The sequence below is a fragment of the Leucobacter sp. GX0328 genome (assembly GCF_053567315.1).
In genome coordinates, this window is record NZ_JBSGPC010000001.1 from 1,339,863 (window position 1) to 1,360,230 (window position 20,368).

General features: G+C 70.3%; 18 protein-coding genes and 1 tRNA gene. 7 read left to right on the forward strand and 12 right to left on the reverse strand.

Going from position 1 to position 20,368, the window contains the following annotated elements; translation table 11 throughout:
• The first annotated feature begins 46 nt into the window (after nt 1-46).
• Nucleotides 47-943: a TIGR01777 family oxidoreductase gene (locus ACUYTF_RS06140; protein ID WP_434141947.1), complete on the forward strand. Its 897-nt coding sequence runs from the start codon at nt 47-49 to the stop codon at nt 941-943.
• Here ACUYTF_RS06140 and ACUYTF_RS06145 read toward each other — a convergent pair.
• Complete coding sequence (locus ACUYTF_RS06145) at nt 940-1,464, reverse strand: MarR family transcriptional regulator (RefSeq protein ID WP_434141946.1); 525 nt, start codon at nt 1,462-1,464, stop codon at nt 940-942. The genes ACUYTF_RS06140 and ACUYTF_RS06145 overlap by 4 nt on opposite strands.
• Before the next feature lie 78 nt (nt 1,465-1,542).
• On the opposite strand from ACUYTF_RS06145, the gene ACUYTF_RS06150 reads away from it, so the two are divergent.
• Nucleotides 1,543-2,208, forward strand: a complete 666-nt coding sequence (locus tag ACUYTF_RS06150; RefSeq protein ID WP_434141945.1) for a TrmH family RNA methyltransferase — start codon at nt 1,543-1,545, stop codon at nt 2,206-2,208.
• Between the two features lie 2 nt (nt 2,209-2,210).
• Here the strand turns inward: ACUYTF_RS06150 and ACUYTF_RS06155 are convergent, their stop codons facing one another.
• The 4 genes from ACUYTF_RS06155 to ACUYTF_RS06170 all read right to left on the reverse strand — a co-directional run bounded on the left by ACUYTF_RS06155 (nt 2,211) and on the right by ACUYTF_RS06170 (nt 5,400).
• Nucleotides 2,211-3,287, reverse strand: a complete 1,077-nt coding sequence (locus tag ACUYTF_RS06155) for an AI-2E family transporter (protein WP_434141943.1) — start codon at nt 3,285-3,287, stop codon at nt 2,211-2,213.
• 32 nt (nt 3,288-3,319) lie between these two features.
• Nucleotides 3,320-3,838 carry a methylated-DNA--[protein]-cysteine S-methyltransferase gene (locus ACUYTF_RS06160; RefSeq protein WP_434141942.1) on the reverse strand — a complete coding sequence of 173 codons (519 nt, stop codon included), beginning with the start codon at nt 3,836-3,838 and terminating at the stop codon, nt 3,320-3,322.
• Nucleotides 3,839-3,952: 114 nt separating this feature from the next.
• Nucleotides 3,953-4,023: transfer RNA gene (locus tag ACUYTF_RS06165), tRNA-Gly, on the reverse strand.
• Nucleotides 4,024-4,101: 78 nt separating this feature from the next.
• A complete protein-coding gene (locus tag ACUYTF_RS06170) occupies nt 4,102-5,400 on the reverse strand; it encodes a serine hydrolase (RefSeq protein WP_434141932.1) in 1,299 nt (432 codons plus the stop codon).
• A 96-nt stretch (nt 5,401-5,496) separates the two neighbouring features.
• Here ACUYTF_RS06170 and ACUYTF_RS06175 point away from each other — a divergent pair, with 96 nt between their 5' ends.
• Nucleotides 5,497-6,537, forward strand: a complete 1,041-nt coding sequence (locus ACUYTF_RS06175; protein WP_434141931.1) for a biliverdin-producing heme oxygenase — start codon at nt 5,497-5,499, stop codon at nt 6,535-6,537.
• A gap of 30 nt (nt 6,538-6,567) precedes the next feature.
• Here the strand turns inward: ACUYTF_RS06175 and ACUYTF_RS06180 are convergent, their stop codons facing one another.
• From ACUYTF_RS06180 to ACUYTF_RS06205, 6 genes are all read right to left on the reverse strand, one after another.
• Entirely contained in the window at nt 6,568-7,860 is a 1,293-nt protein-coding gene (locus tag ACUYTF_RS06180) for an AAA family ATPase (RefSeq protein ID WP_434141930.1), read from the reverse strand.
• Nucleotides 7,861-7,941: 81 nt separating this feature from the next.
• On the reverse strand, nt 7,942-9,372 hold the full coding sequence (locus tag ACUYTF_RS06185) for an MFS transporter (protein ID WP_434141929.1): 1,431 nt from the start codon (nt 9,370-9,372) through the stop codon (nt 7,942-7,944).
• A gap of 58 nt (nt 9,373-9,430) precedes the next feature.
• On the reverse strand, nt 9,431-10,468 hold the full coding sequence (locus ACUYTF_RS06190; RefSeq protein WP_434141928.1) for a cation diffusion facilitator family transporter: 1,038 nt from the start codon (nt 10,466-10,468) through the stop codon (nt 9,431-9,433).
• Nucleotides 10,469-10,519: 51 nt separating this feature from the next.
• A complete protein-coding gene (locus ACUYTF_RS06195; RefSeq protein WP_449279491.1) occupies nt 10,520-12,820 on the reverse strand; it encodes a heavy metal translocating P-type ATPase in 2,301 nt (766 codons plus the stop codon).
• Nucleotides 12,817-13,026, reverse strand: coding sequence for a cation transporter (locus ACUYTF_RS06200; protein WP_434141926.1), 210 nt, complete (start codon nt 13,024-13,026; stop codon nt 12,817-12,819). The genes ACUYTF_RS06195 and ACUYTF_RS06200 overlap by 4 nt, the downstream gene beginning before the upstream one ends.
• A 119-nt stretch (nt 13,027-13,145) precedes the next feature.
• Nucleotides 13,146-14,609, reverse strand: coding sequence for a SulP family inorganic anion transporter (locus tag ACUYTF_RS06205; RefSeq protein WP_434141925.1), 1,464 nt, complete (start codon nt 14,607-14,609; stop codon nt 13,146-13,148).
• Between the two features lie 42 nt (nt 14,610-14,651).
• Here ACUYTF_RS06205 and ACUYTF_RS06210 point away from each other — a divergent pair, with 42 nt between their 5' ends.
• On the forward strand, nt 14,652-15,890 hold the full coding sequence (locus ACUYTF_RS06210; RefSeq protein ID WP_434141924.1) for a glycosyltransferase: 1,239 nt from the start codon (nt 14,652-14,654) through the stop codon (nt 15,888-15,890).
• A 3-nt stretch (nt 15,891-15,893) separates the two neighbouring features.
• Here ACUYTF_RS06210 and ACUYTF_RS06215 read toward each other — a convergent pair whose 3' ends face one another.
• Nucleotides 15,894-16,658, reverse strand: a complete 765-nt coding sequence (locus ACUYTF_RS06215; RefSeq protein ID WP_434141923.1) for a UTRA domain-containing protein — start codon at nt 16,656-16,658, stop codon at nt 15,894-15,896.
• A gap of 165 nt (nt 16,659-16,823) precedes the next feature.
• Between ACUYTF_RS06215 and iolC the strand changes: the two genes are divergently transcribed.
• The 3 genes from iolC to ACUYTF_RS06230 all read left to right on the forward strand — a co-directional run bounded on the left by iolC (nt 16,824) and on the right by ACUYTF_RS06230 (nt 20,304).
• On the forward strand, nt 16,824-17,777 hold the full coding sequence (gene iolC, locus ACUYTF_RS06220) for a 5-dehydro-2-deoxygluconokinase (protein ID WP_434141922.1): 954 nt from the start codon (nt 16,824-16,826) through the stop codon (nt 17,775-17,777).
• A 2-nt stretch (nt 17,778-17,779) separates the two neighbouring features.
• Nucleotides 17,780-18,679 (forward strand): Cgl0159 family (beta/alpha)8-fold protein, encoded by a 900-nt coding sequence (locus tag ACUYTF_RS06225; RefSeq protein WP_434141921.1) that lies wholly within the window; start codon nt 17,780-17,782, stop codon nt 18,677-18,679.
• Between the two features lie 110 nt (nt 18,680-18,789).
• Nucleotides 18,790-20,304, forward strand: coding sequence for a CoA-acylating methylmalonate-semialdehyde dehydrogenase (locus ACUYTF_RS06230; protein WP_434141920.1), 1,515 nt, complete (start codon nt 18,790-18,792; stop codon nt 20,302-20,304).
• Nucleotides 20,305-20,368 lie beyond the last annotated feature (64 nt).

The following is a 20,368-nucleotide window of genomic DNA, read 5'->3' on the forward strand; positions in this document are numbered from 1 at the left end:
GTCGCCCGGGCGGTGCTCGCGACAGGGATCGACGAGAATGAATGCCATGACGCAGCAGCGCGTGGTGGTCGCGGGGTCTTCGGGACTCATCGGGTCGGCGCTCGTGGCATCGCTCAGCGCGGACGGCGCGGAGGTCGTGCGCCTCGTGCGGCGGCCCGCCCGCGCCGCCGACGAGGTCGAATGGCTCACTGACGGCAGACCGCTCGACCCCGGCGTGCTCGACGGGGCCGACGCCGTCGTCGGCCTGAACGGGGCGAGCATCGCGCGGCTGCCCTGGACCAGCGGGTATCGGCGCACGCTGCACCGTTCGCGCATCGAGCCCGCCCGCGTGCTCGCGACCGCGCTCGCGCGGCTCGGTGCCGGCGCGCCGGCATTCCTCTCGGGCTCCGCCGTCGGCATCTACGGAGACCGGCCGGGCGAGCGGCTCGACGAGTCGAGCGCGACGGGCTCCACTTTTCTCGCGGGTCTCTGCCAGGAGTGGGAGGCGGCGGCCCGCGCCGTCGCGCCGCACAGCCGCGTCGTGCTGCTGCGCACGGCCCCGCTGCTGCATCGACGCGGGGTGCTGCGGCCGATGCTGACGCTCACGCGCCTGGGGCTCGCCGGCCCGCTCGGCTCGGGTCGGCAGATCTGGCCGTGGATCTCGCTCGACGACGAGGTGCGCGCCATCCGCCATCTCATCGGCGCCGATATCGACGGAGCCGTGAATCTCTGCGGCCCGGTTCCCGCCACGGCGAACGATATCGGCCGCGGCCTCGCCCGCGCCATGCACCGCCCCTACCTGCTGCCCGCGCCCGCGTGGGCGCTGCGCACCGCCCTCGGCGACGCGGCCGACTCGCTGCTGCTCCCCGATGCCGACGTGCGGCCCCGGGCGCTCATCGACTCGGGCTTCGTCTTCGCACACGAAACATATCAGCAGGCGCTGACGGCGGAGCTCGCCGATTAGTCGGTGCCGGGCGAGGCCCCGGGAGACGCGCCGGTCCCGGGGTCGAGCGCCGTGCTCACCGCGTCCATCACCCGATGGGCGGCCTCGAGCTCGGCATCGTCGAACGCGGCCAGGGCGGTCCGGATGGCCGCGAGGCGCGGCCCGTACAGCCGGAAGAACTCGGCGCGCGCGGCGTCGGTCAGTTCGATCACCCGTGCGCGGCGGTCGTGCGGATGGGGTGCGCGGCGCACATGCCCCGACGTCGTCAGGCGGTCGAGCAGCTTCGTCGTCGACGCCGTCGAGATGCGCAGGTGCCGGGCGATCTCGTTCGGGCTCACGCTGCGGCCCTGCTCCTCGCGGATGATGAGCAGACGCAGCGCAGCGAGGTCGCTCGCGTTCATATCCATGCCGTGCTTGAGACCGCCCGACATGCGGTCGTGCGCGTCGCCGAACGCGCGCACGGAGCGCAGCATCTGCATCACGAGGGCATCTCGCAGCTGCGCACCGCCGCTCGGCGCGCTGCTCGGAGGCACGGATGTCATGCCTCCTATTCTCGCACCGGCCCGCCTCGACCGACCGGCAGGGCTGAGCCCCCAGCGCGGGGCTGGAAGAATGGGGGTGTGAGCGAACGCGACGTCGACCCTGCAGCAGAAGCGGCTCCCCGGCCCGGAGTCGGCCCCTGGCCCGGCGGCCGCGAGGCCTGGCCCGCGGGCGACGACGCCGCGCGCTACGACGCCGAGCTGCTCGAGCACGGCGACACACGCAACGTGATCGACCGCTACCGGTACTGGACGATGGAGGCGATCGTCGCCGACCTCGACGAGACGCGGCATCCGTTCCACGTCGCGATCGAGAACTGGCAGCACGACATGAACATCGGCACCATCGTGCGCAGCGCGAACGCCTTCGCCGCCGACACCGTGCACATCGTCGGCCGCCGCCGCTGGAACAAGCGCGGCGCCATGGTCACCGACCGCTACCAGCACGTCGAGCACCACGAGGATGTCGCGGCGCTCGTCGCCCGCGCCGAAGCCGAGGGCCTGCCGATCATCGCGATCGACAACGTGCCCGGCTGCGTGCCGATGGAGACCTTCGACTGGCCCGAACGCTGCATCATGCTCTTCGGGCAGGAGGGGCCCGGCCTCTCGCCCGAGGCCGTCGCCTCGGCCGAGGCCGTCGTCGAGATCACCCAGTACGGGTCGACCCGCTCGATCAACGCCGCATCGGCGGCCGCAGTCGCCATGTACAGCTGGGTGACGCAGCGCTCGCAGCAGCGGCCGCGGTAGCCTTATCCGCTCTTCTCGGTCGCCGAAGCATCGCCCGAGAGCCAGCGCAGCCACCGGGCGCTCGGGTCGCTCTCGAGCACCAGCGCCCGGGCGAGCAGGGTCAGCGGGATCGAGAGGATCGCACCGAGCGGGCCGATGATGAACGTCCAGAACAGCACCGAGAAGAAGCTCAGCGTCAGGCTCAGATTCACGGCGTCGCTCACGAACTTCGGCTGCACCAGCACCTGCAGCACGACGTTCACGACGCAGTAGATCGCGACGACCGCGAGCATCATCGGCCAGCCGCCGACCACGAGCCCGAGCAGCATCGGCGGCACGAGCCCGAGCACGAAGCCGATGTTCGGCACGAAGTTCGTGACGAAGGCGAGGATCGCCCAGACGATCGGCGCCGGAATGCCGAGCCACCACAGCGCGAGGCCGTCGATGACCGCCACGACGAGCCCGAAGGTCGCGTTCACGACGTAATAGCGGCGCACCCCCTGGTTGAACACCTGGAAGCGCGCCATCGCGGGTGCCGCGGCCGGGCCGAACTCGGTGAGCGCGCGCCCGTAGCGGCTGCCGTCGGCCGCCATGAACAGCACGTACGCGAAGATGAAGAACAGCGTCGTGAGCACTCCGAGAGCGCTCGAGCCGAGCGAGGTGACGAGGCCCACGATGCGACCCGGGGTCAGCATCGAGGTCACGGCGTCCGAGACCTGCGAATCGAGGCCCGCCGATGCGAGCAGGCCGACCGCCTGATCGACCGTCGACCGCAGCTCGCCCGCGTAGTCGAATGCGAGGTCCGTAAACTCGGCCCCCGCGTAGGCGAGCATGAGCGCCATCACGAGCAGCACCGCGTACGACACGACGATGACCGCGGTCGTCGCGAGCCAGCGCGGCCAGCCCCACCGGTCGAGCGGGTACCGCACCGGGTGGCAGATGATGACGATGACCGCCGCCACCGCGAGCGGGCCGACGAGCTCGCGCCCGAACGACATTCCGGCGAGCACCACGACCGCCGCGGCGAGCGTGAGCAGCACCTTGAGGCTCGGCGGCATCGCAGAGGGTACGACGGGGGAGTGCGGGGCGGGGCGGCTCATTGCTTCACTGTATCGGAGGGGGTGCCGGTGCTCTAGAAGAGCCGGTCCGACTCCGCCGCCGGAGGCTCCTCGAGCGCGAGCAGGAAGCGCTTGCGCTCGAGCCCGCCCGCATAGCCAGTGAGCGACCCGTCGGCGCCGAGCACGCGATGGCAGGGGATGATGATGCTCACGGGATTGTGCCCGACCGCCTGGCCGACCCGTTGCGCGAGCCCGCGACTGCCGAGCTGATCGGCGATCGCACCATAGGTGGTGGTCGCGCCGTACGGGATGCCGAGCAGGATCTCCCAGACGCGCTGAGACGATTCATCGCCCACGGGGGCGAGCATGAGGTCGAAGTCGCGCCGATCACCCGAGAGGTACTCGCGCAGCTGCCGCGCTGCCTCCGCGAGCAGCGCGTCGTCGGGGTCCGCGCCGAGGTCGTCGCCGATCGCGTCCTCCGCCGGCGGATAGCTGTGCCCCTCGAAGTAGACGCCCGTGAGCGCGCCGCCGTCGGCGACGAGCAGCAGCTCGCCGAGCCGCGTCGAGAACGTGCCGTGACGGATACCGGTCATGCCCGCCAGTCTATGCGTGCTCGTGCTGTCGCGCCCCTTGCGGGGTTCGATTCCCATCGGCCCGAAATGAGTGAGACCCCCGCCGCTGGCGGAGGTCTCACTCATTAATTTCAGAGGGGCCGACGGGAATCGAACCCGCGTTCTCAGCTTGGGAAGCTGATGTCTTACCATTAGACGACGGCCCCGGAAGAGGCGATCCTCGACCCGATAACCCTAGCAGAAACCGGGTGGCCGCCCGTTCACGGACGGTCGCGAAGAACCGGCTATTCGGCAGGGGCCTCCTCGGCCGGTGCGCCCTGGCAGACCGCTCCGGCGGTGAGGTTCGCCGCCTGGTCATCGGCCGACCACGAGAGCTCGGGGCCCGAACCCGCGGCCGTCGAGATCGCTGCGAGCTCGAATGCGAGCGAGCGGGCGAAGCTCGCCCCCGCCGACGAATTGTTGAGCGCGACGACCACGGTGTAGCCCGAAGCCGGGTCGTGGTAGGCGGCCGAAATGGTGCCTGTGATGGCTCCGGCACGACCGTAGAGCGGGCCGACCTTCTCCATGCCGAACGACCAGTGCACCCCGTTGTCCTCGGGCTCGTTCGTCGGGTTGCCCTCGCCGTCGCGCTCGGGGTTCACGGTCGGCTGATCGTCGTTCACGAGCTTCTTATCGCCGAAGTCGCCGGCGAGGTAGTGCTCGTAGAAGCTCTTGAGATCGGTGACGGTGGTCACCGTCGCGCCCGCGCCGGCGAGCATGTTCGCCGAGACGTCGGTGAGCTCGGTGACGCCGGCGTCGCACACGGGGGCGCCGGCGGCCGACGGGTAGGTCAGCTCCTGCAGCGCGTCGCCGTTGACCTCGGTCGCGCTGTACGCCGGGTAGTAGCTCGACGGCATGCCCGCCTGGCTGAAGACGCGCTCCGAGAGCAGGCTCGGCAGGCTCTGCGCCGCCTCGACGCTGAGCGCACGGCCGAGCAGCACCGTGTTGGTGTCGGACTGCAGGAAGTCGGTGCCCGGCTTCGACTTCGGCGAGTGCGCGAGGCCCTCGGCGATGAGCTCCTGCTCGGGCCAGGGGCGCGTCGGGTTGTTCACGAAGATGTCGGCGTAGCTCGACTTGTAGTCGGCGAGGCCCGAGCGCATCTCGCAGAGTTGCGCATAGGTGATGTCGCCGATGCCGCTCTGGCGGGGCAGGTGCTTCGTCACCGGATCGTCGAGCTTCACGTCGCCGCGCTCGACTGCATCGAGCAGCAGCGCGCAGACGACGGGCTGCGTGGACTGCGCGCCGCGGAAGCGCGTCTTGCCGTCGATGCCGTCGCCGAAGCCGCGCACGTACTCGCCGTCCTCGCTCCACACGCCGACGACGGCCTCGGTGGATCCGCTCAGCTGCATCGCCGATTCGACCGCCGCATCGATGTTCGCGGAGAGGTCGCCGCTGACGGTGTTCGCGTCGCCCGAGACGGCGAGCGACTGGCCGCCGCTGCAGGCCGTAAGTGCGAGCGCCGCGACGGCGATGGCGCCGATGGCGGCGATTCGAACGTGATGTGCGAGCTTCGGAATCACTGAACCGCCAATCTTCGGGAACAAACGTGCTGAATTCTACGCACAGAACATGGTGATTCTACTGGGTGGGCCTGGAAGTGGTGCCGAGCTTAGGGCTCCCTTACTAGGATGAGTAGCGTGATGAGCTTTGCTGCAGATGTCGTTGCCGGCGTGACCGGGCACATGAACGGTGACCACCCCGAAGACAATCTCCTGATCGCACGTGCTTTCGGTTATCCCGAAGCTACGGCGAGCGAGATGGTCGGGGTGACCGATGAAGCCGGCATCTGGCGCGTGCAGGGCCCCGCGGGCGAGCGCGAGGTCACTGCCGCATGGCCGGGAGGCTCGATCTCCGAGCGTCCCGAGATCCGTCGCGAGGTCGTCGCGCTCTACCAGGAGGCCTGCGGCCGACTGGGCGTCGCTCCGCGCGAGGAGCACGGTGCAGCACCGGCGGCGCACCCCCACGGCGCGCAGGGCGGCCACCACCACGGTGGGGCCGACGAGGCGGAACCGGCGCACGACGGCGTCAAGCCGTTCTCGCTCGTGCTGCGCGAGGGCTCGTGGTCCGATCACTCGGACAGCGAGGGAGCGACCTTCATGGAAGACATCATGCGGGGCAAGGGATCGCTGCAGGACTACATCGACCTCGTCGCGCAGCACTACTTCATGTACGCGGCGCTTGAAGAGGCTGCCGAGAAACTCGCCGCCGATCCGGCGTTCGCCGGTTTCCACAACGAGGCGCTCGTGCGCCTGCCGGCGCTCGAGGCCGACCTCGCCCACCTCATCGGCGAGGACTGGCGCGAGCGCATCTCGCCCGTGCCCGCGACCGAGGCCTACGCGGCACGCATGCGCGAGGTCGGCGAAGAGGGATGGGTCGCGGGGCTCGTCGCGCACCACTACACCCGCTACCTCGGCGATCTCTCGGGCGGCCAGATGATCGCCAAGCGCGTCTCGCGCCAGCACGCGCTCGAACGCGCGGGCATCGAGTTCTACGACTTCTCGGGTCTCGGCTCGCTCACCGATTTCAAGAACGGCTACCGGGGGCAGCTCGATCGTCTCGGCGAGCAGCTGAGCGCCGAGGAGCAGGCGCGGATGCTCGACGAGGTGCGCGTCGCCTACGGCTTCAACACGGCGGTCTTCATCGACCTCGGCAAGGCGAAGGCGGCGGGCGCGAACGCGTAGCGCCCGGCGGGCGCGACCGGTGCCCGCGCGCTACGCCGGCGTCGTCGCGCTGCGCTCCCGGATGAAGCGCACGACATTGGGGTCGACGATGACGTCGCGCGGCTGCAGCGGCCGCTTCAGGTAGAGGCCTTCGAGGGATCGCACCCGGCTCAGCGCGACATACGTCTGCCCCGCCGAGAACGCCCGCGGTCCGAGGTCGATCGCGGCCGCATCGTAGGTGTGGCCCTGCGACTTGTGGATGGTGACCGCCCAGGCGAGCCGGAGCGGGAACTGCTCGAACTCGGCCACGACCTCCTTCTCGAGCTTCTTCGTCTCGGGGTCGTAGCGGTAGCGGAAGCGCTCCCACGTCGTGGGTTCGACCTCGAACTCCTCGGCGTCGGGCCCGATGCCGACCTCGACCCACACGGTGCCCGAGATGCGCGAGACGGTGCCGATGGTGCCGTTCACCCAGCGCCCGTCGGGGTCGTTGCGCAGGAACATGACCTGCGCGCCCGGCTTCAGCTCGAGCACCTCGTCGGCGGGGTAGGTGTTCTCGCGGAACTCGCCGTTGATCTCGGCGACGGCCCTGAGCGAGGCGCCGCCGATCTCGGCGAGGCGTTCGGAGTTGATGCGGTTGACGGTCGCGTTCGTCGTAGCGAGGGTGATGACGTCGCGGGGAGCGGGGCGTGCGCCGGCGCCGTTGAGGTCGGCCGCCTGATCCTCGGTGACGACCCCGAAGCGCACGGCTCCGAGGATCTGCTTGAACCGGTCGTCGCTCTGCCGATGCACCTCGACCAGCTCGATGACCGACATCGGCACGCTCTGCCAGACCTTCGCGTCGAAGAACCAGAGGGAGCGGTAAGTGTCGGCGAAGTAGGCGCGCTCCTCGGGGTCGCGCGGAGGCACCGGCGGCAGCTGGAAGGGATCGCCGAACATGATGATCTGCGCACCGCCGAACGGGTCGTGCTTCTTGCCGCGGGCCTGGCGCATGGACCGATCGATCGCGTCCATGAGGTCGGCCGACACCATCGAGATCTCGTCGATGACGAGCGTGTCGATCGAGGCGAGCATCTTCTTCAGCTCGGCCGGCTGGTCGAGGTCGTGGTCGGCGATGATGCCGGTGGGCAGGCGCAGCAGCGAGTGGATGGTCTGGCCGCCGACGTTGAGGGCGGCCACGCCGGTCGGGGCGCACACGGCGATGATCTTGGAGGTGTTCCAGGCGAGGTGGTTCAGAATGGTCGACTTGCCGGTGCCCGCGCGGCCCGTGACGAAGAGGTGCTCGCGGGTGTGCTCGATGCGCTCGTAGACGGCGAGCTGTTCGGCGGAGAGTTCTGGGCGTGCCACCAGCCCAGGCTACCGCGAGCTCGGGCGCCCGTTCGGCGACGCAGCGAGCGCGGGGCGATCCCTGGAGACGGGACCGGCTGCTTAGACCCCGGCGGCGCGCCTCGCGGCCTCGGCCTCCTTGTACTTCCTGCTCGGCAGCAGCAGGAAGAGCAGCAGACCGATGACGAGCACGAGCGCGATGCCGAGGATGCCGTAGTGGGTGGCGCCGAACCAGCCGATGAAGAGCGCCCAGGCGAGCGGCGACAGGAAGCTCATCACGCGCCCGGTGGTGGCGTAGAGGCCGAAGATCTGCCCTTGCATGCCGGGCGGTGTGACGCGGGTGAGCAGGGATCGGCTCGCCGCCTGCGCGGGGCCGACTGCGGCGGAGAGCACGATGCCGCCGATCCAGAAGATGATCTTGCCCTCTTCGCGGAAGAGGAAGACGAAGAGCGCGCTCAGGATGAGGATGACGAGGGAGGAGATGATGACGGCGCGGGCGCCGTAGCGGTCGTCGAGCCGGCCCGCGAAGATCGTCGCGACGCCGGCGACGAGATTGAGGGCGATGCCGAAGATCATGACCTCGTTCGAGGTGAAGCCGAAGGAGACGGCGGCGAGGATGGCGCCGAAGGCGAAGATGCCGGCGAGGCCGTCGCGGTAGATGGCGCTCGAGATGAGGAACCAGAAGGTGCCGCGGTGCGTGCGGAACAGCTCGACGACGTCTTTCACGAGCACGACGTAGCCCCGGAAGAACCCGACCTGCGGCCGCTCGTCGCGCGCCGGCGACTCGGGCACGTTGAAGAAGAACGGCAGCGCGAACGCGATCGTCCACACCGCGGCCCCGGCGCCGATGATGCGATAGGCGAGTCCGTTCGAGACGTCGAGCCCGAACCAGTCGAGCTGCGTCACCACGACCACGATGACCAGGGCGAAGATGCCGCCGAGGTAGCCGAGGCCCCACCCGAGGCCGCTGATACGGCCGACGGTCTTCTCGGTCGAGACCTCGACGAGCATGGCGTTGTAGTTCACGCCGGCGATCTCGCTGATGACCGAGCCGACCGCGACGATCGCGGCGCCGAACCAGAAGTAGACGGGGTCGGCCTGCACGAAGAACAGCAGGAACTGCACGAGGGCGAGCACCGCGGTCGCGCCGACGACCCAGCGCTTCTTGTTGCCGCGGGCGTCGGCGCGCTGGCCGAGTACGGGAGCGAGCAGCAGTACGAGCATGCCGGCGGCGAAGGTGACCCAGCCGTAGTCGGCCGACAGCTTCGCGAGCCCGCCGCAGTAGGCGGTGGCGGCGTCGGCGGTGCGCGAGCACAGCAGCTCGCCGTTCGCGTTCTCGGCGGCGACCTCGGGGGCGAGGAAGGAGTCGGAGACGAGGTACAGCGATACCCACACGAAGGTGAGGATGACGGTGTTGAAAGGCTGCGTCGCCCAATCCCAGAACGCCCACGAGACCACCTGCTTGCGGGTGGCGGGCGTCGCCGGTGCATGCGGCGCGTTCGGGGTTTCGGCGTTCGGGCGGGTGTCGCTCATGGGGTCAGCGTAGCCGAGGCGGGTGTCGTGCGGGTGTCGGTGCGACGCCCGGGGGCGGCTACGCGTGCAGATGGCCCTCGGAGGCGCCCGGGCCCGCGCCGTGGCTCTCGGGCTCGAGCTGCAGCGTCACGTGGGAGGTGTCGAAGTGCTCGTCGAGGCAGGTGCGCAGCTCGTCGAGCACGGCGTGGTAGCCGCGCTCGTTCCACGCGGCGTCGGCGACGGTGACGTGGGCCGAGAACGCGGGCACGCCGGAGGTGATGGTCCAGGCGTGGATGTCGTGCACCTCGACCACGCCGGGCACCGCCAGCATGTGGCTCCGCGCGAGGTCGACGTCGACGTTCTTCGGAGAGGCCTCGAGCAGCACGTTCACGACGTCGCGCAGCAGGCTGATGGCGCGCGGGAAGATGAGCACCGCGATGAGGAGCGACGCGACCTGATCGACCCAGTTCCAGCCGGTGAAGAGGATGATGACGCCCGCGATGATGACGGCGACCGAGCCGAGCAGATCGCCGAGCACCTCGAGGTAGGCGCCGCGCACGTTGAGGCTCTCCTTCTGGCCCGACTGCAGGATGAGCAGGGAGACCAGATTCGCGAGCGCGCCGATGACGGCGGCGACGAGCATGGGCCCCGAATGCACTTCGACCTCGGCGCCGAAGCGGCCGATGGCCTGCACGAAGATGACGACCGCGATGACGCCGAGCACGATGCCGTTCGCGAGCGCGGCGAGCACTTCGACGCGCAGGTAGCCGTAGGTGCGCTTCGAGGTCGCGGGCAGTGCCGCGATGAGGCTCGCGATGAGGGCGATCGCGACGCCGGTCGCATCGGTGAGCATGTGGCCGGCATCGGCGAGCAGCGACAGCGAGTTCGAGATGATCGCGCCGACGACCTGCACCGAGACGACCGAGAGCGTGATCACGAGCACCGCGATGAGGCGCTTCCGGTGCTTGCCGGTCGCGGTGGTCGCGCCCTGCAGGCCGTGGTCGTGCGAGTGCCCGTGGCCACCGCCCTCCGCGCCCGCCGTGCCGCCCGGGCGGGGCGGGTGCGAGTCGCTGAAACGGGCCTCGCACTCGTCGCCCATACCGTTCGAACCGTTCATGCCGCCGACCATATCAATCCTCTCCGTGCGGGCTGTCGCTGCGCGCGCCCATCACGCCGCCGTGCTCCGGAAGCCGCGCAGCCGCAGCGAGTTGCCGACGACGAAGACGCTCGAGAACGCCATCGCGGCCCCCGCGATCATCGGGTTCAGCAGCCCGAGGGCTGCGAGCGGGATGGCCGCCACGTTGTACGCGAACGCCCAGAACAGGTTGCCCTTGATCGTGCCGAGCGTGCGGCGCGAGAGCCGGATCGCATCGGCCGCGCTGCGCAGGTCGCCGCGCACGAGCGTCAGGTCGGCGGCCTCGATGGCCGCGTCGGTGCCGGTGCCCATGGCGAGCCCGAGGTCGGCCTGCGCGAGCGCCGGCGCATCGTTCACGCCGTCGCCGACCATCGCGACGACGTGGCCCTCGGCCTGCAGTCGCTGGATCGCCTCGACCTTGTCGCCGGGCAGCACTTCGGCCTCGACGCGCGCGATGCCGACCTCGCGGGCGACCTGCTCCGCGACGGATCGGTTGTCGCCGGTGAGCAGCACGGACTCGAGGCCGAGCGCCGCGAACTGCGCGATCGCCTCGGCGCTCGTCGGTTTCACGGTGTCGGCGACCGCCACGACGCCGCGCGCTTCGCCGCCCCACGCGACGAGCGCGACGGTCTTGGCCTCGCTTTCGAAGCGGGCGTGCTCGCTCCGCAGCTCGGCGGGGATCGGCACCGACCAGGCTTCGAGCAGCGCGGGGCGCCCGACGAGCGCGACGTGATCGGCCGCGGAGCCGCCGTCGCCGACGGCGACGAGCCCGGAGACGCCGCGGCCGGCGGTGTTCGCGAAGTTCGACACCGTCGGCAGTTCTGCGGCCGCGATACCGAGCTCGGCGAGCGCGCCGCGGGCGATGGCCTGCGCGATCGGGTGCTCCGAGGCGTGCTCGAGCGCCGCGACGGTGCGCAGGAACTCGGCGCGGTCGACGCCCGAAGCGGGTACGGCGTCGGTGAGCGTCATGCGACCGCTCGTCACGGTGCCCGTCTTGTCGAGCACGATGGTGTCGACCCGGCGGGTCGATTCGAGCACTTCGGGCCCCTTGATGAGCACGCCGAGCTGGGCGCCGCGGCCGGTGCCCACGAGCAGCGCGGTCGGGGTCGCGAGACCGAGTGCGCACGGGCACGCGATGATGAGCACGGCGACCGCGGCGGTGAAGGCGTCGGCGGCCGAGTAGCCGAGCGCGAGCCAGACGACGAGGGTGACGACGGCGATGCCGATGACGATGGGCACGAAGACGCCCGAGATGCGGTCGGCGAGGCGCTGCACGTCGGCCTTGCCCGACTGCGCGTCCTCGACCATCTGCGCCATCTGCGCGAGCTGGGTGTCGGCGCCGACGCGGGTCGCGCGCACGATGAGGCGGCCGCTCGTCGAGACGGTGCCGCCCGCGACGGCGTCGCCCGGGCCGGCTTCGACGGGCACCGATTCGCCGGTGAGCATGGAGGCGTCGACGGCGCTGTGGCCGTTCTCGATGACGCCGTCGGTCGCGATCTTCTCGCCGGGGCGCACGACGAACTCGTCGCCGACTCGCAGGTCGTCGACGGGAACGGTCTGCTCATGGCCGTCCCGCAGCACGACGACCTCTTTCGCGCCGAGCTCGAGCAGGGCCCGCAGGGCGGCCCCCGCCTGGCGCTTCGACTTCTTCTCGAAGTAGCGGCCCGCCAGCACGAACATGGTGACGCCCGCGGCGGCCTCGAGGTAGATGTTGCCCGCGCCGTCGCTGTGCTGCAGCGTGAAGTCGAAGCCGTGGGTCATGCCGGGCATGCCGGCGGTGCCGAGGAAGAGCGCGTACAGCGACCACAGGAAGGCGGCACCGGTGCCCACCGAGATGAGGGTGTCCATGGTGACGGCGCCGTGGCGGATGTTCACCCAGGCGGCCCGGTGGAACGGCCAGCCGGCCCACACCACGACGGGTGCGGCGAGCGCGAGCGACGCCCACTGCCAGTACTCGAACTGCAGGGCAGGGATCATGGCCAGTGCGATGACCGGCGCCGACAGCCAGATCGAGCCGATGAGGCGCTGCCGCAGGGAGGTGAGCTCCGGGTCGGCGGCAGCACCGCCGGGGGTGCTCGGCGATCCCTGGCGAGCATCATCGGCTGCGGGGGCGGGCGGCTCGGGGAGCTTCGCGGTGTACCCGGTCTGTTCGACGACCTCGATGAGGCGGGCCGGGTCGAGGTCGACAGGGATCTCGACGCGCGCCTTCTCGGTCGCGTAGTTGACCGAGGCGGTGACGCCGTCGAGCCGGCCGAGCTTCTTCTCGATGCGGTTCGCGCACGAGGCGCAGGTCATGCCGCCGATGTCGAGGTCGAGGCGGGTGGTGGCGGTCATCTGCGCGTCGCCTCGTAGCCGGCCTCGTCGACCGCGGCGATGACGGCGGCATCGTCGACGGCGCCGTCGCTCGTGACCGCGAGCCGGCCGGTGGCGGAGCTGACCTCGATGCCGGTGACCCCGGCGACCTGCTCGACCTCCTGGCGGATCGCGTTCTCGCAGTGGCCGCAGCTCATCCCGGTGACGGCGTATTCGGTGGTGGTCATGATGCTCCCTCTGATCGATTCTCCGAAACACTATACCCCCATGGGGTATCTGATCGGAGGAACGCTCGCTCCTTCGAGAGTATTCCGCCGAATCGGAAGTCGCTCGGGAATCTCCGGGCTCAGAGGGTGCCGCTGAGGCGGTCGTGGAAGTCGGTCGACCGTTCGTCGAGGCCCGTGAAGCGCACCTCAGTGCCGTGGTCGGCGTACTTCTGCCGCACGCCGTCGAGCGCCGCGACGGTCGAGGCGTCCCAGATCTGAGCCGCCGAGAGGTCGACGGTGACGGGGCCCGCGTCTTCGGCGTACGAGAACTGCTCGACGAGGTCGTTGCTGCTGCCGAAGAAGAGCGGGCCCCGCACGACGTAGCCGATGCCTCCGTCGCTCTCGACCCGACGGGACACGGCGACCACGTGCGCGACCCGGCGGGCGAACAGCACGATCGCGAGCACCACCCCGGCGCCCACACCGATCGCGAGGTTGCCCGTGGCGACGACGATCGCGACGGTGGCGACCATCACCAGCGTCTCCGAGAGCGGCATGCGCCGCAGCGTCGATGGGCTCACGCTGCGCCAGTTCACGGTCGACACGGCGACCACCATCATCACTGCGGCGAGGGCGACCATCGGGATGCGCTCCATGACGTCGCTGAGCACCGTCACGAGGGCGAGCAGGAAGACGCCGACGACGAACGTCGAGATGCGCGTGCGCGCCTGCCCGAGCTTCACGTTCACCACCGTCTGGCCGATCATCGCGCAGCCGGCGATGCCGCCCCAGAACCCGGCGAGGATGTTCGCGACGCCGAGCGCCCACGACTCGCGGTTCTTCTGCGACTTCGTGTCGGTGAGGTCGTCGACGAGCTTCGCGGTGAGCAGCGTCTCCATGAGCCCGACGAAGGCGATGCTGAGCGCCGTCGGCCAGATGATCGCGAGCGTGTCGAGACTCAGCGGCACCTCGAGCTCCGTGAACCCGGGCAGGCCGCCGCCCACGGCTCCCTGGTCGCCGACCGTGGGCACCGACAGGCGCGCGATCAGCGCGATCGCAGTCACCACGACGATCGCGACGAGCGGCGCCGGCACGGCGGTGGTGAGACGCGGCAGCCCGATCGTGATGAGCAGGGTGAGTGCGAAGAGCGGGTAGACGAGCCACGGGACGCCGATCACGTGCGGCACCTGCGCGGCGAAGATGAGGATGCCGAGCGCGTTGACGAAGCCGAGCATGACCGAGCGGGGGATGAAGCGCATGAGGCGGGCGAGGCCCAGCACGCCGAAGAGGATCTGCACGATACCGGCGAGGATCACCGTCGGGAGGAGGTATTCGACCCCGTGCTCGTGCACGAGCGGGGCGACGACGAGGGCGACGGCGCCGGCCGCCGCCGTGATCATGGCCGGGCGGCCGCCGAGGATCGTCATCGAGACCGCGAGCACGACCGACGCGATCAGGCTGACCTTCGGGTCGACGCCCGCGATCACGGAGAACGAGATCACCTCGGGGATGAGCGCGAGCGTCGTGACGATGCCCGCGAGCACCTCGGTCGTGAAGAGGCGCGGGTTGCGCAGGGCCTGGGCGGTGGTCTGGGCTGCAGTCACCGCTCCACCCTATGCGACGGCCCGACCCAGTACGCTCGAGGTATGAACGCACAGCCCGGGCCCGCCCGGCCGCCCATCGGCTTCGTCATGCTGCACACGTCACCGCTCGACGTGCCCGGCACGAAGGATGCGGGCGGCATGAACGTCGTCGTGCGCGCGCAGGCCGAAGCCATCGCCGCGCAGGGGCGCGAGGTGCGCATCTTCACCCGCCGCAGCGACGACGACCTGCCCGACCGGGTCGAGCTCGGCCCGCGCCTCGTCGTCGTGCACCTCACCGCCGGCCCGACGCGCCTGCTCGCCAAGGGAGACCACGAACTCGTCATGGAGGAGTTCGGTGCTGCGCTCGCCGCAGAGCTCGAGCGCGAACCGGTCGAACTGCTGCACGCCGAGCACTGGTTCTCGGGCATCGCTGCGCTGCCCGTCGCCCGGGCCGCGGGCGTGCCGCTCGTGCAGAGCTACCACTCCATCGCCGCCGAGCCGACGTCGCCCCTCGCCGACGGCGAACGGCCCGAGTCGCCCGGCCGCCTCGAGGGGGAGCGCAGGCTCGCGCACGAGTCCGACCTCGTCATCGCCGTGAGCGAGGCGGAGCGGCAGACCACGCTCGAGCGCCTCGGCGGCGACCCCTCCCGGGTCACCGTCGTGCCGCTCGGCGTCGACACCGAGCTCTTCCACCCCTGCGACTCCGCGGAGTGCGCCGAACAGCGCGACTGGCTCGCCCGCGGCGGCAGGCCCGAGGTGCTCGTCGTCGGCCGGCTGCACCCGCTGAAGGGGTTCGACCTCGCGATCGAGGCGGTCGCGTCGATCCCTGTCGAAATGCGGCCCGTGCTGCGCATCGTCGGCGCCTCCCCGCCCGATGACGACGGCTACGTGCGCGGGCTGCACGAGGCGGTGCTCGCACACGGCATGGCCGCGACGACCTCGTTCGACGGGGCGCTGCGACGCCGCGAGCTCGCCGAACGCATCCGCAGCGCCGCCGTCGTGCTCGTGCCCTCCCACTCCGAGACGTTCGGGCTCGTGGCGCTCGAGGCCGCGTCGTCGGGGGTGCCCGTGGTGGCGCGCGATGCCGGCGGCCTGCGCGAGGCCGTCGTCGACGGCGAGACCGGCATGCTGGTCTCGGGCGACGACCCGGTGCCCTGGGCCGCGGCGATCATGCGCGTGCTCGATGACCCGGTGCGCGCCGACGAGATGCGCGACGCCGCCCGCCGTCACGCGCTCACCCGCAGCTGGGGGGCCTCGGCGACCCGGCTGCTCGGGGCCTACGACGAGGTGCTCGGGCGGTAGCGGCTACCGGGCGACGAGCGTCGTCTCGAACGAGTAGAGGTCGGGGCGGTAGCAGTGGCTGCCGACCTCGATGACGTTGCCCGACTGGTCGAACGCCGTGCGATCCATGGTGAGCAGCGGGCTGCCCTTCGGCACGTCGAGCAGCTCGCTCTCATCGCCGTGGGCGCGCCTCGCCCCGATGGTCTGGTTCGCGATCTTGAGGCTGGTGCCGCGGCTGCGCATGATCTCGTAGAGCCCGTGCTTCTCGAGGTCCTCTGCCGTGATGTCGCCGAACTCGGGCGGCAGCGTGTTCGAGAGGATCGACATGGCGACGCCGTCGACGCTGCGCAGGCGGCGGATGCGGGTCACCTCCGTGCCCGCCGGTACCCGCAGCTGCTCGGCGCAGGCGGCGTCGGCCGCGATCTTCTCGAGCGAGAGCACGCGGGTGTCCGGCTGATGGCCGGTGCGCTTGAGGTCTTCGTAGAGGCTGGTGAGCTCGACCGGGCGGCTGACGCGCGCCTGCACGACCTGGGTGCCGATCCCTCGCCGTCTCACCAGCAGCCCCTTGTCGACGAGCTCCTGGATCGCGCGGCGCACGGTGGGGCGCGAGAGGCCGAGGCGCTCGGTGATGGCGATCTCGTTGACGAGGCGGGTGCCGGCGGGGAGGATGCCGTCGCGGATGGCGCGCTCGAGGCGGCTCGCGATCTGGAAGTAGAGGGGAACGGGGCCGGTGCGGTCGAGATCTGCGAACAGCTCGTCGGGCCAGACGGGCGTGGCGGCGGGGGTCATGCACTCTCCTTTGAGACGAATGCGAGACGGGGCCTGCGCATTTGATAAGACAAGATTACCTTCCTCGGGGAACTTTTCCGTCACCCGACACCCCTTCGTGCTATTGTTAGGACAAATGCACCGGCGCACTCGGCGCCGGGCCGTGTCATGGCGAGAGGCAAGTGAATGTCAGAGCAGCGACGTCCTGATGATGTGCTGGCAGTGGGACGACTCGGAGTCGACATCTACCCGCACCAGATGGGCCACCTCGAAGATGTATCGACCTTCGGCAAGTTCCTCGGCGGCAGCGCCGCGAACGTGTCGGTCGCCGCGGCGAAGTACGGCAACGCATCGGCCCTGATCTCGCGCGTCGGCGACGATCCCTTCGGCCGCTACCTGCTGCGCGAGCTCGACCGCCTCGGCGTCGACAACCGCTTCGTGCAGACCGACCCGCAGTACCCGACGCCCGTCACCTTCTGCGAGATCTTCCCGCCCGACGACTTCCCGCTCTACTTCTACCGCGAGCCGAAGGCGCCCGATCTGCAGATCGAGAGCACCGACCTCGACCTCGACGCCGTGCGCGACGCCCGCATCTTCTGGTTCACGCTCACCGGCCTGAGCGAGGAGCCGAGCCGCAGCACCCACCACACCGCGCTCGAAGCGCGCGGACGGAAGCAGCACACCATCTTCGACCTCGACTACCGGCCCATGTTCTGGGAGCAGCCGGAAGAGGCCACCGCGCAGGCCGCCTTCGGGCTCGAGCACTCGACCGTCGCCGTCGGCAACCGTGAGGAGTGCGAAGTCGCCGTCGGCGAGGTCGTGCCCGACCGCGCGGCCGACGCGCTGCTCGAGCGCGGCATCGAGCTCGCGATCGTGAAGCAGGGCCCCAAGGGCGTGCTCGCGAAGACCCGCGACGAGCGCGTCGAGGTCGCCCCGCACTTCGTCGACGTCGTCAACGGCCTCGGCTCGGGCGACGCGTTCGGCGGCGCCCTCTGCCACGGCCTGCTGCAGGGCTGGGACCTCGAGCGCATCTTCCGCTTCGCCAACGTTGCCGGCGCCCTCGTCGCCACACGCCTCGAATGCTCGACGGCGATGCCCACGGCCGACGAGGTCGAATCCATCCTCGCGAAGGGAGCCTGATCATGGCCTTGGACTTCGAACAGCTGCGCGACATGCGCGCCGCCGACCCCGCCGGTATCGGCCGAGCGCTCGCCGAGCGCACGCGCCGCGACGTCATCGCGGGCGACGGCCGCCTCTTCATCGTCGCCGCCGACCACCCGGCGCGCGGCGCCATCGCGGTCGGCAGCAACCCGACCGCCATGGCGAACCGCTACGAGCTGCTCGAGCGCATGGCCATCGCGCTGTCGCGCCCCGGCGTCGACGGCGTGCTCGGCACCCCCGACATCATCGACGACCTCGCGGCGCTCGGTCTGCTCGACGACAAGATCGTCGTCGGCTCGATGAATCGCGGCGGGCTGCGCGGCGCCTCGTTCGAGCTCGACGACCGCTACACCGCCTACGACATCCCCGCGATGAAGCGCCAGGGCCTCGATTTCGCGAAGACGCTCATCCGCGTCGACCTCGACGACCCGGGCACCCTGCCCACGCTCGAGGCCACGGCCCGCGCCGTCGACGCGGCGGCGGCGGCCGAGCTGCCGATCATGCTCGAGCCGTTCCTGTCGAGCCGCGACCGCACCGGCGGTAAGCCCGGCCGGGTCGTCAACGAACTCACCGCCGACGCGACTATCCTCGCGACGGCCATCGCCTCGGGCCTCGGCAACTCCAGCGCCTACACGTGGATGAAGCTGCCCGTGGTACCCGAGATGGAGCGCGTCATGGAGGCCACCACCATGCCGACGCTGCTGCTCGGCGGCGACAACGGCGGCGACCCCGACGAGACCTTCGCATCGTGGCAGAGCGCCCTCGCACTGCCCGGCGTGCGCGGCCTCACCGTCGGCCGCACGCTGCTCTACCCGCACGACGACGACGTCGCCGCCGCGGTCGACACCGCGGCGCGGCTGGTGCACCCCGGCCTCGCCTGACCGCCCGGCCGGGCGCAGGTGGCGCCCCGGACGGAACCGCTGGACAATGGAAAGCGGGACTGTTCCGAAATCACAGCACAGACCTCAACCCCAGTTAGGAAGCATCGCATATGAGCACCCTCCCCGTTATCAACCACTGGATCGACGGCGCGATCCACGAGTCGAAGAGCGGCAACTCCGCCCCCGTCTACAACCCGGCCACCGGCCAGGTGCAGGCGAACGTCGCACTCGCCGACCAGGCGGAGATCGACGCCGCGATCGCATCGGCGCAGCGCGGCTTCGAGGTCTGGAGCAACCTCTCCATGGCCCGCCGCCAGACCGTCATCTTCAAGTTCCGCGAGCTGCTCGCCGCGAAGAAGGAAGAGCTCGCCGCGATCATCAGCCGCGAGCACGGCAAGGTGCTCTCGGACGCCATGGGCGAGATCGCCCGCGGCCAGGAGGTCGTCGAGCTCGCCACCGGTTTCCCGCACCTCATCAAGGGCGGCTTCTCCGAGAACGTCTCGACCGGCATCGATGTCTACACGCTGAAGCAGCCCCTCGGCGTCGTCGGCATCATCTCGCCCTTCAACTTCCCGGCCATGGTGCCGATGTGGTTCTTCCCCATCGCGATCGCCGCCGGCAACTCGGTCATCGTGAAGCCCTCCGAGAAGGATCCCTCGGCCTCGATGTGGATCGCCGAGCTCTGGAAGGAAGCGGGCCTGCCCGACGGCGTCTTCAACGTGCTCAACGGCGACAAGCTCGCCGTCGACGGCCTGCTGACCGCCCCCGAGGTGCAGTCGATCTCGTTCGTCGGTTCGACCCCGATCGCGCAGTACATCTACGAGACCGCTGCCAAGCACGGCAAGCGCGTGCAGGCGCTCGGCGGCGCGAAGAACCACATGCTGGTGCTCCCCGACGCCGACCTCGACCTCGTCGCCGACCAGGCCGTCAACGCCGGCTACGGCGCTGCGGGCGAGCGCTGCATGGCCCTCTCGGTCGTGCTCGCCGTCGAGCCCGTCGCCGACGAGCTCATCGCGAAGATCAAGGATCGCATCGCGGGCCTGCGCGTCGGCAACGGCGCAGGCGGCCCCGAGGGCGAGCCCGACCTCGGCCCGCTCATCTCGAGCGTGCACCGCGACAAGGTCTCGAACTACGTCGATATCGCCGAAGCCGACGGCGGCACTATCGTCGTCGACGGCCGCAACTGCCAGGTCGAGGGCCATGAGGACGGCTTCTTCTTCGGCCCGACCCTGATCGACAACCTGTCGCTCGATTCGCGCGCCTACACCGAGGAGATCTTCGGCCCGGTGCTGCAGGTCGTGCGCATCCAGACCTTCGAAGAGGGCGTCAAGCTCATCAACTCGGGTCAGTTCGGCAACGGCACCGCGATCTTCACCAACGACGGCGGTGCGGCTCGTCGCTTCCAGCACGAGATCCACGTCGGCATGGTCGGCATCAACGTGCCGATCCCGGTGCCGGTGGCCTACCACTCGTTCGGCGGCTGGAAGGCCTCGCTCTTCGGCGATGCCAAGGCCTACGGCGTGCACGGCTTCGACTTCTTCACCCGCGAGAAGGCGATCACCAGCCGCTGGCTCGACCCCGCCACCCACGGCGGCATCAACCTCGGCTTCCCGCAGAACGACTGATGCGACCGTAGCCGGTTGAACCGGTGCGGGACGGAGCAATCCGCCCCGCACCGTTTATCGCACT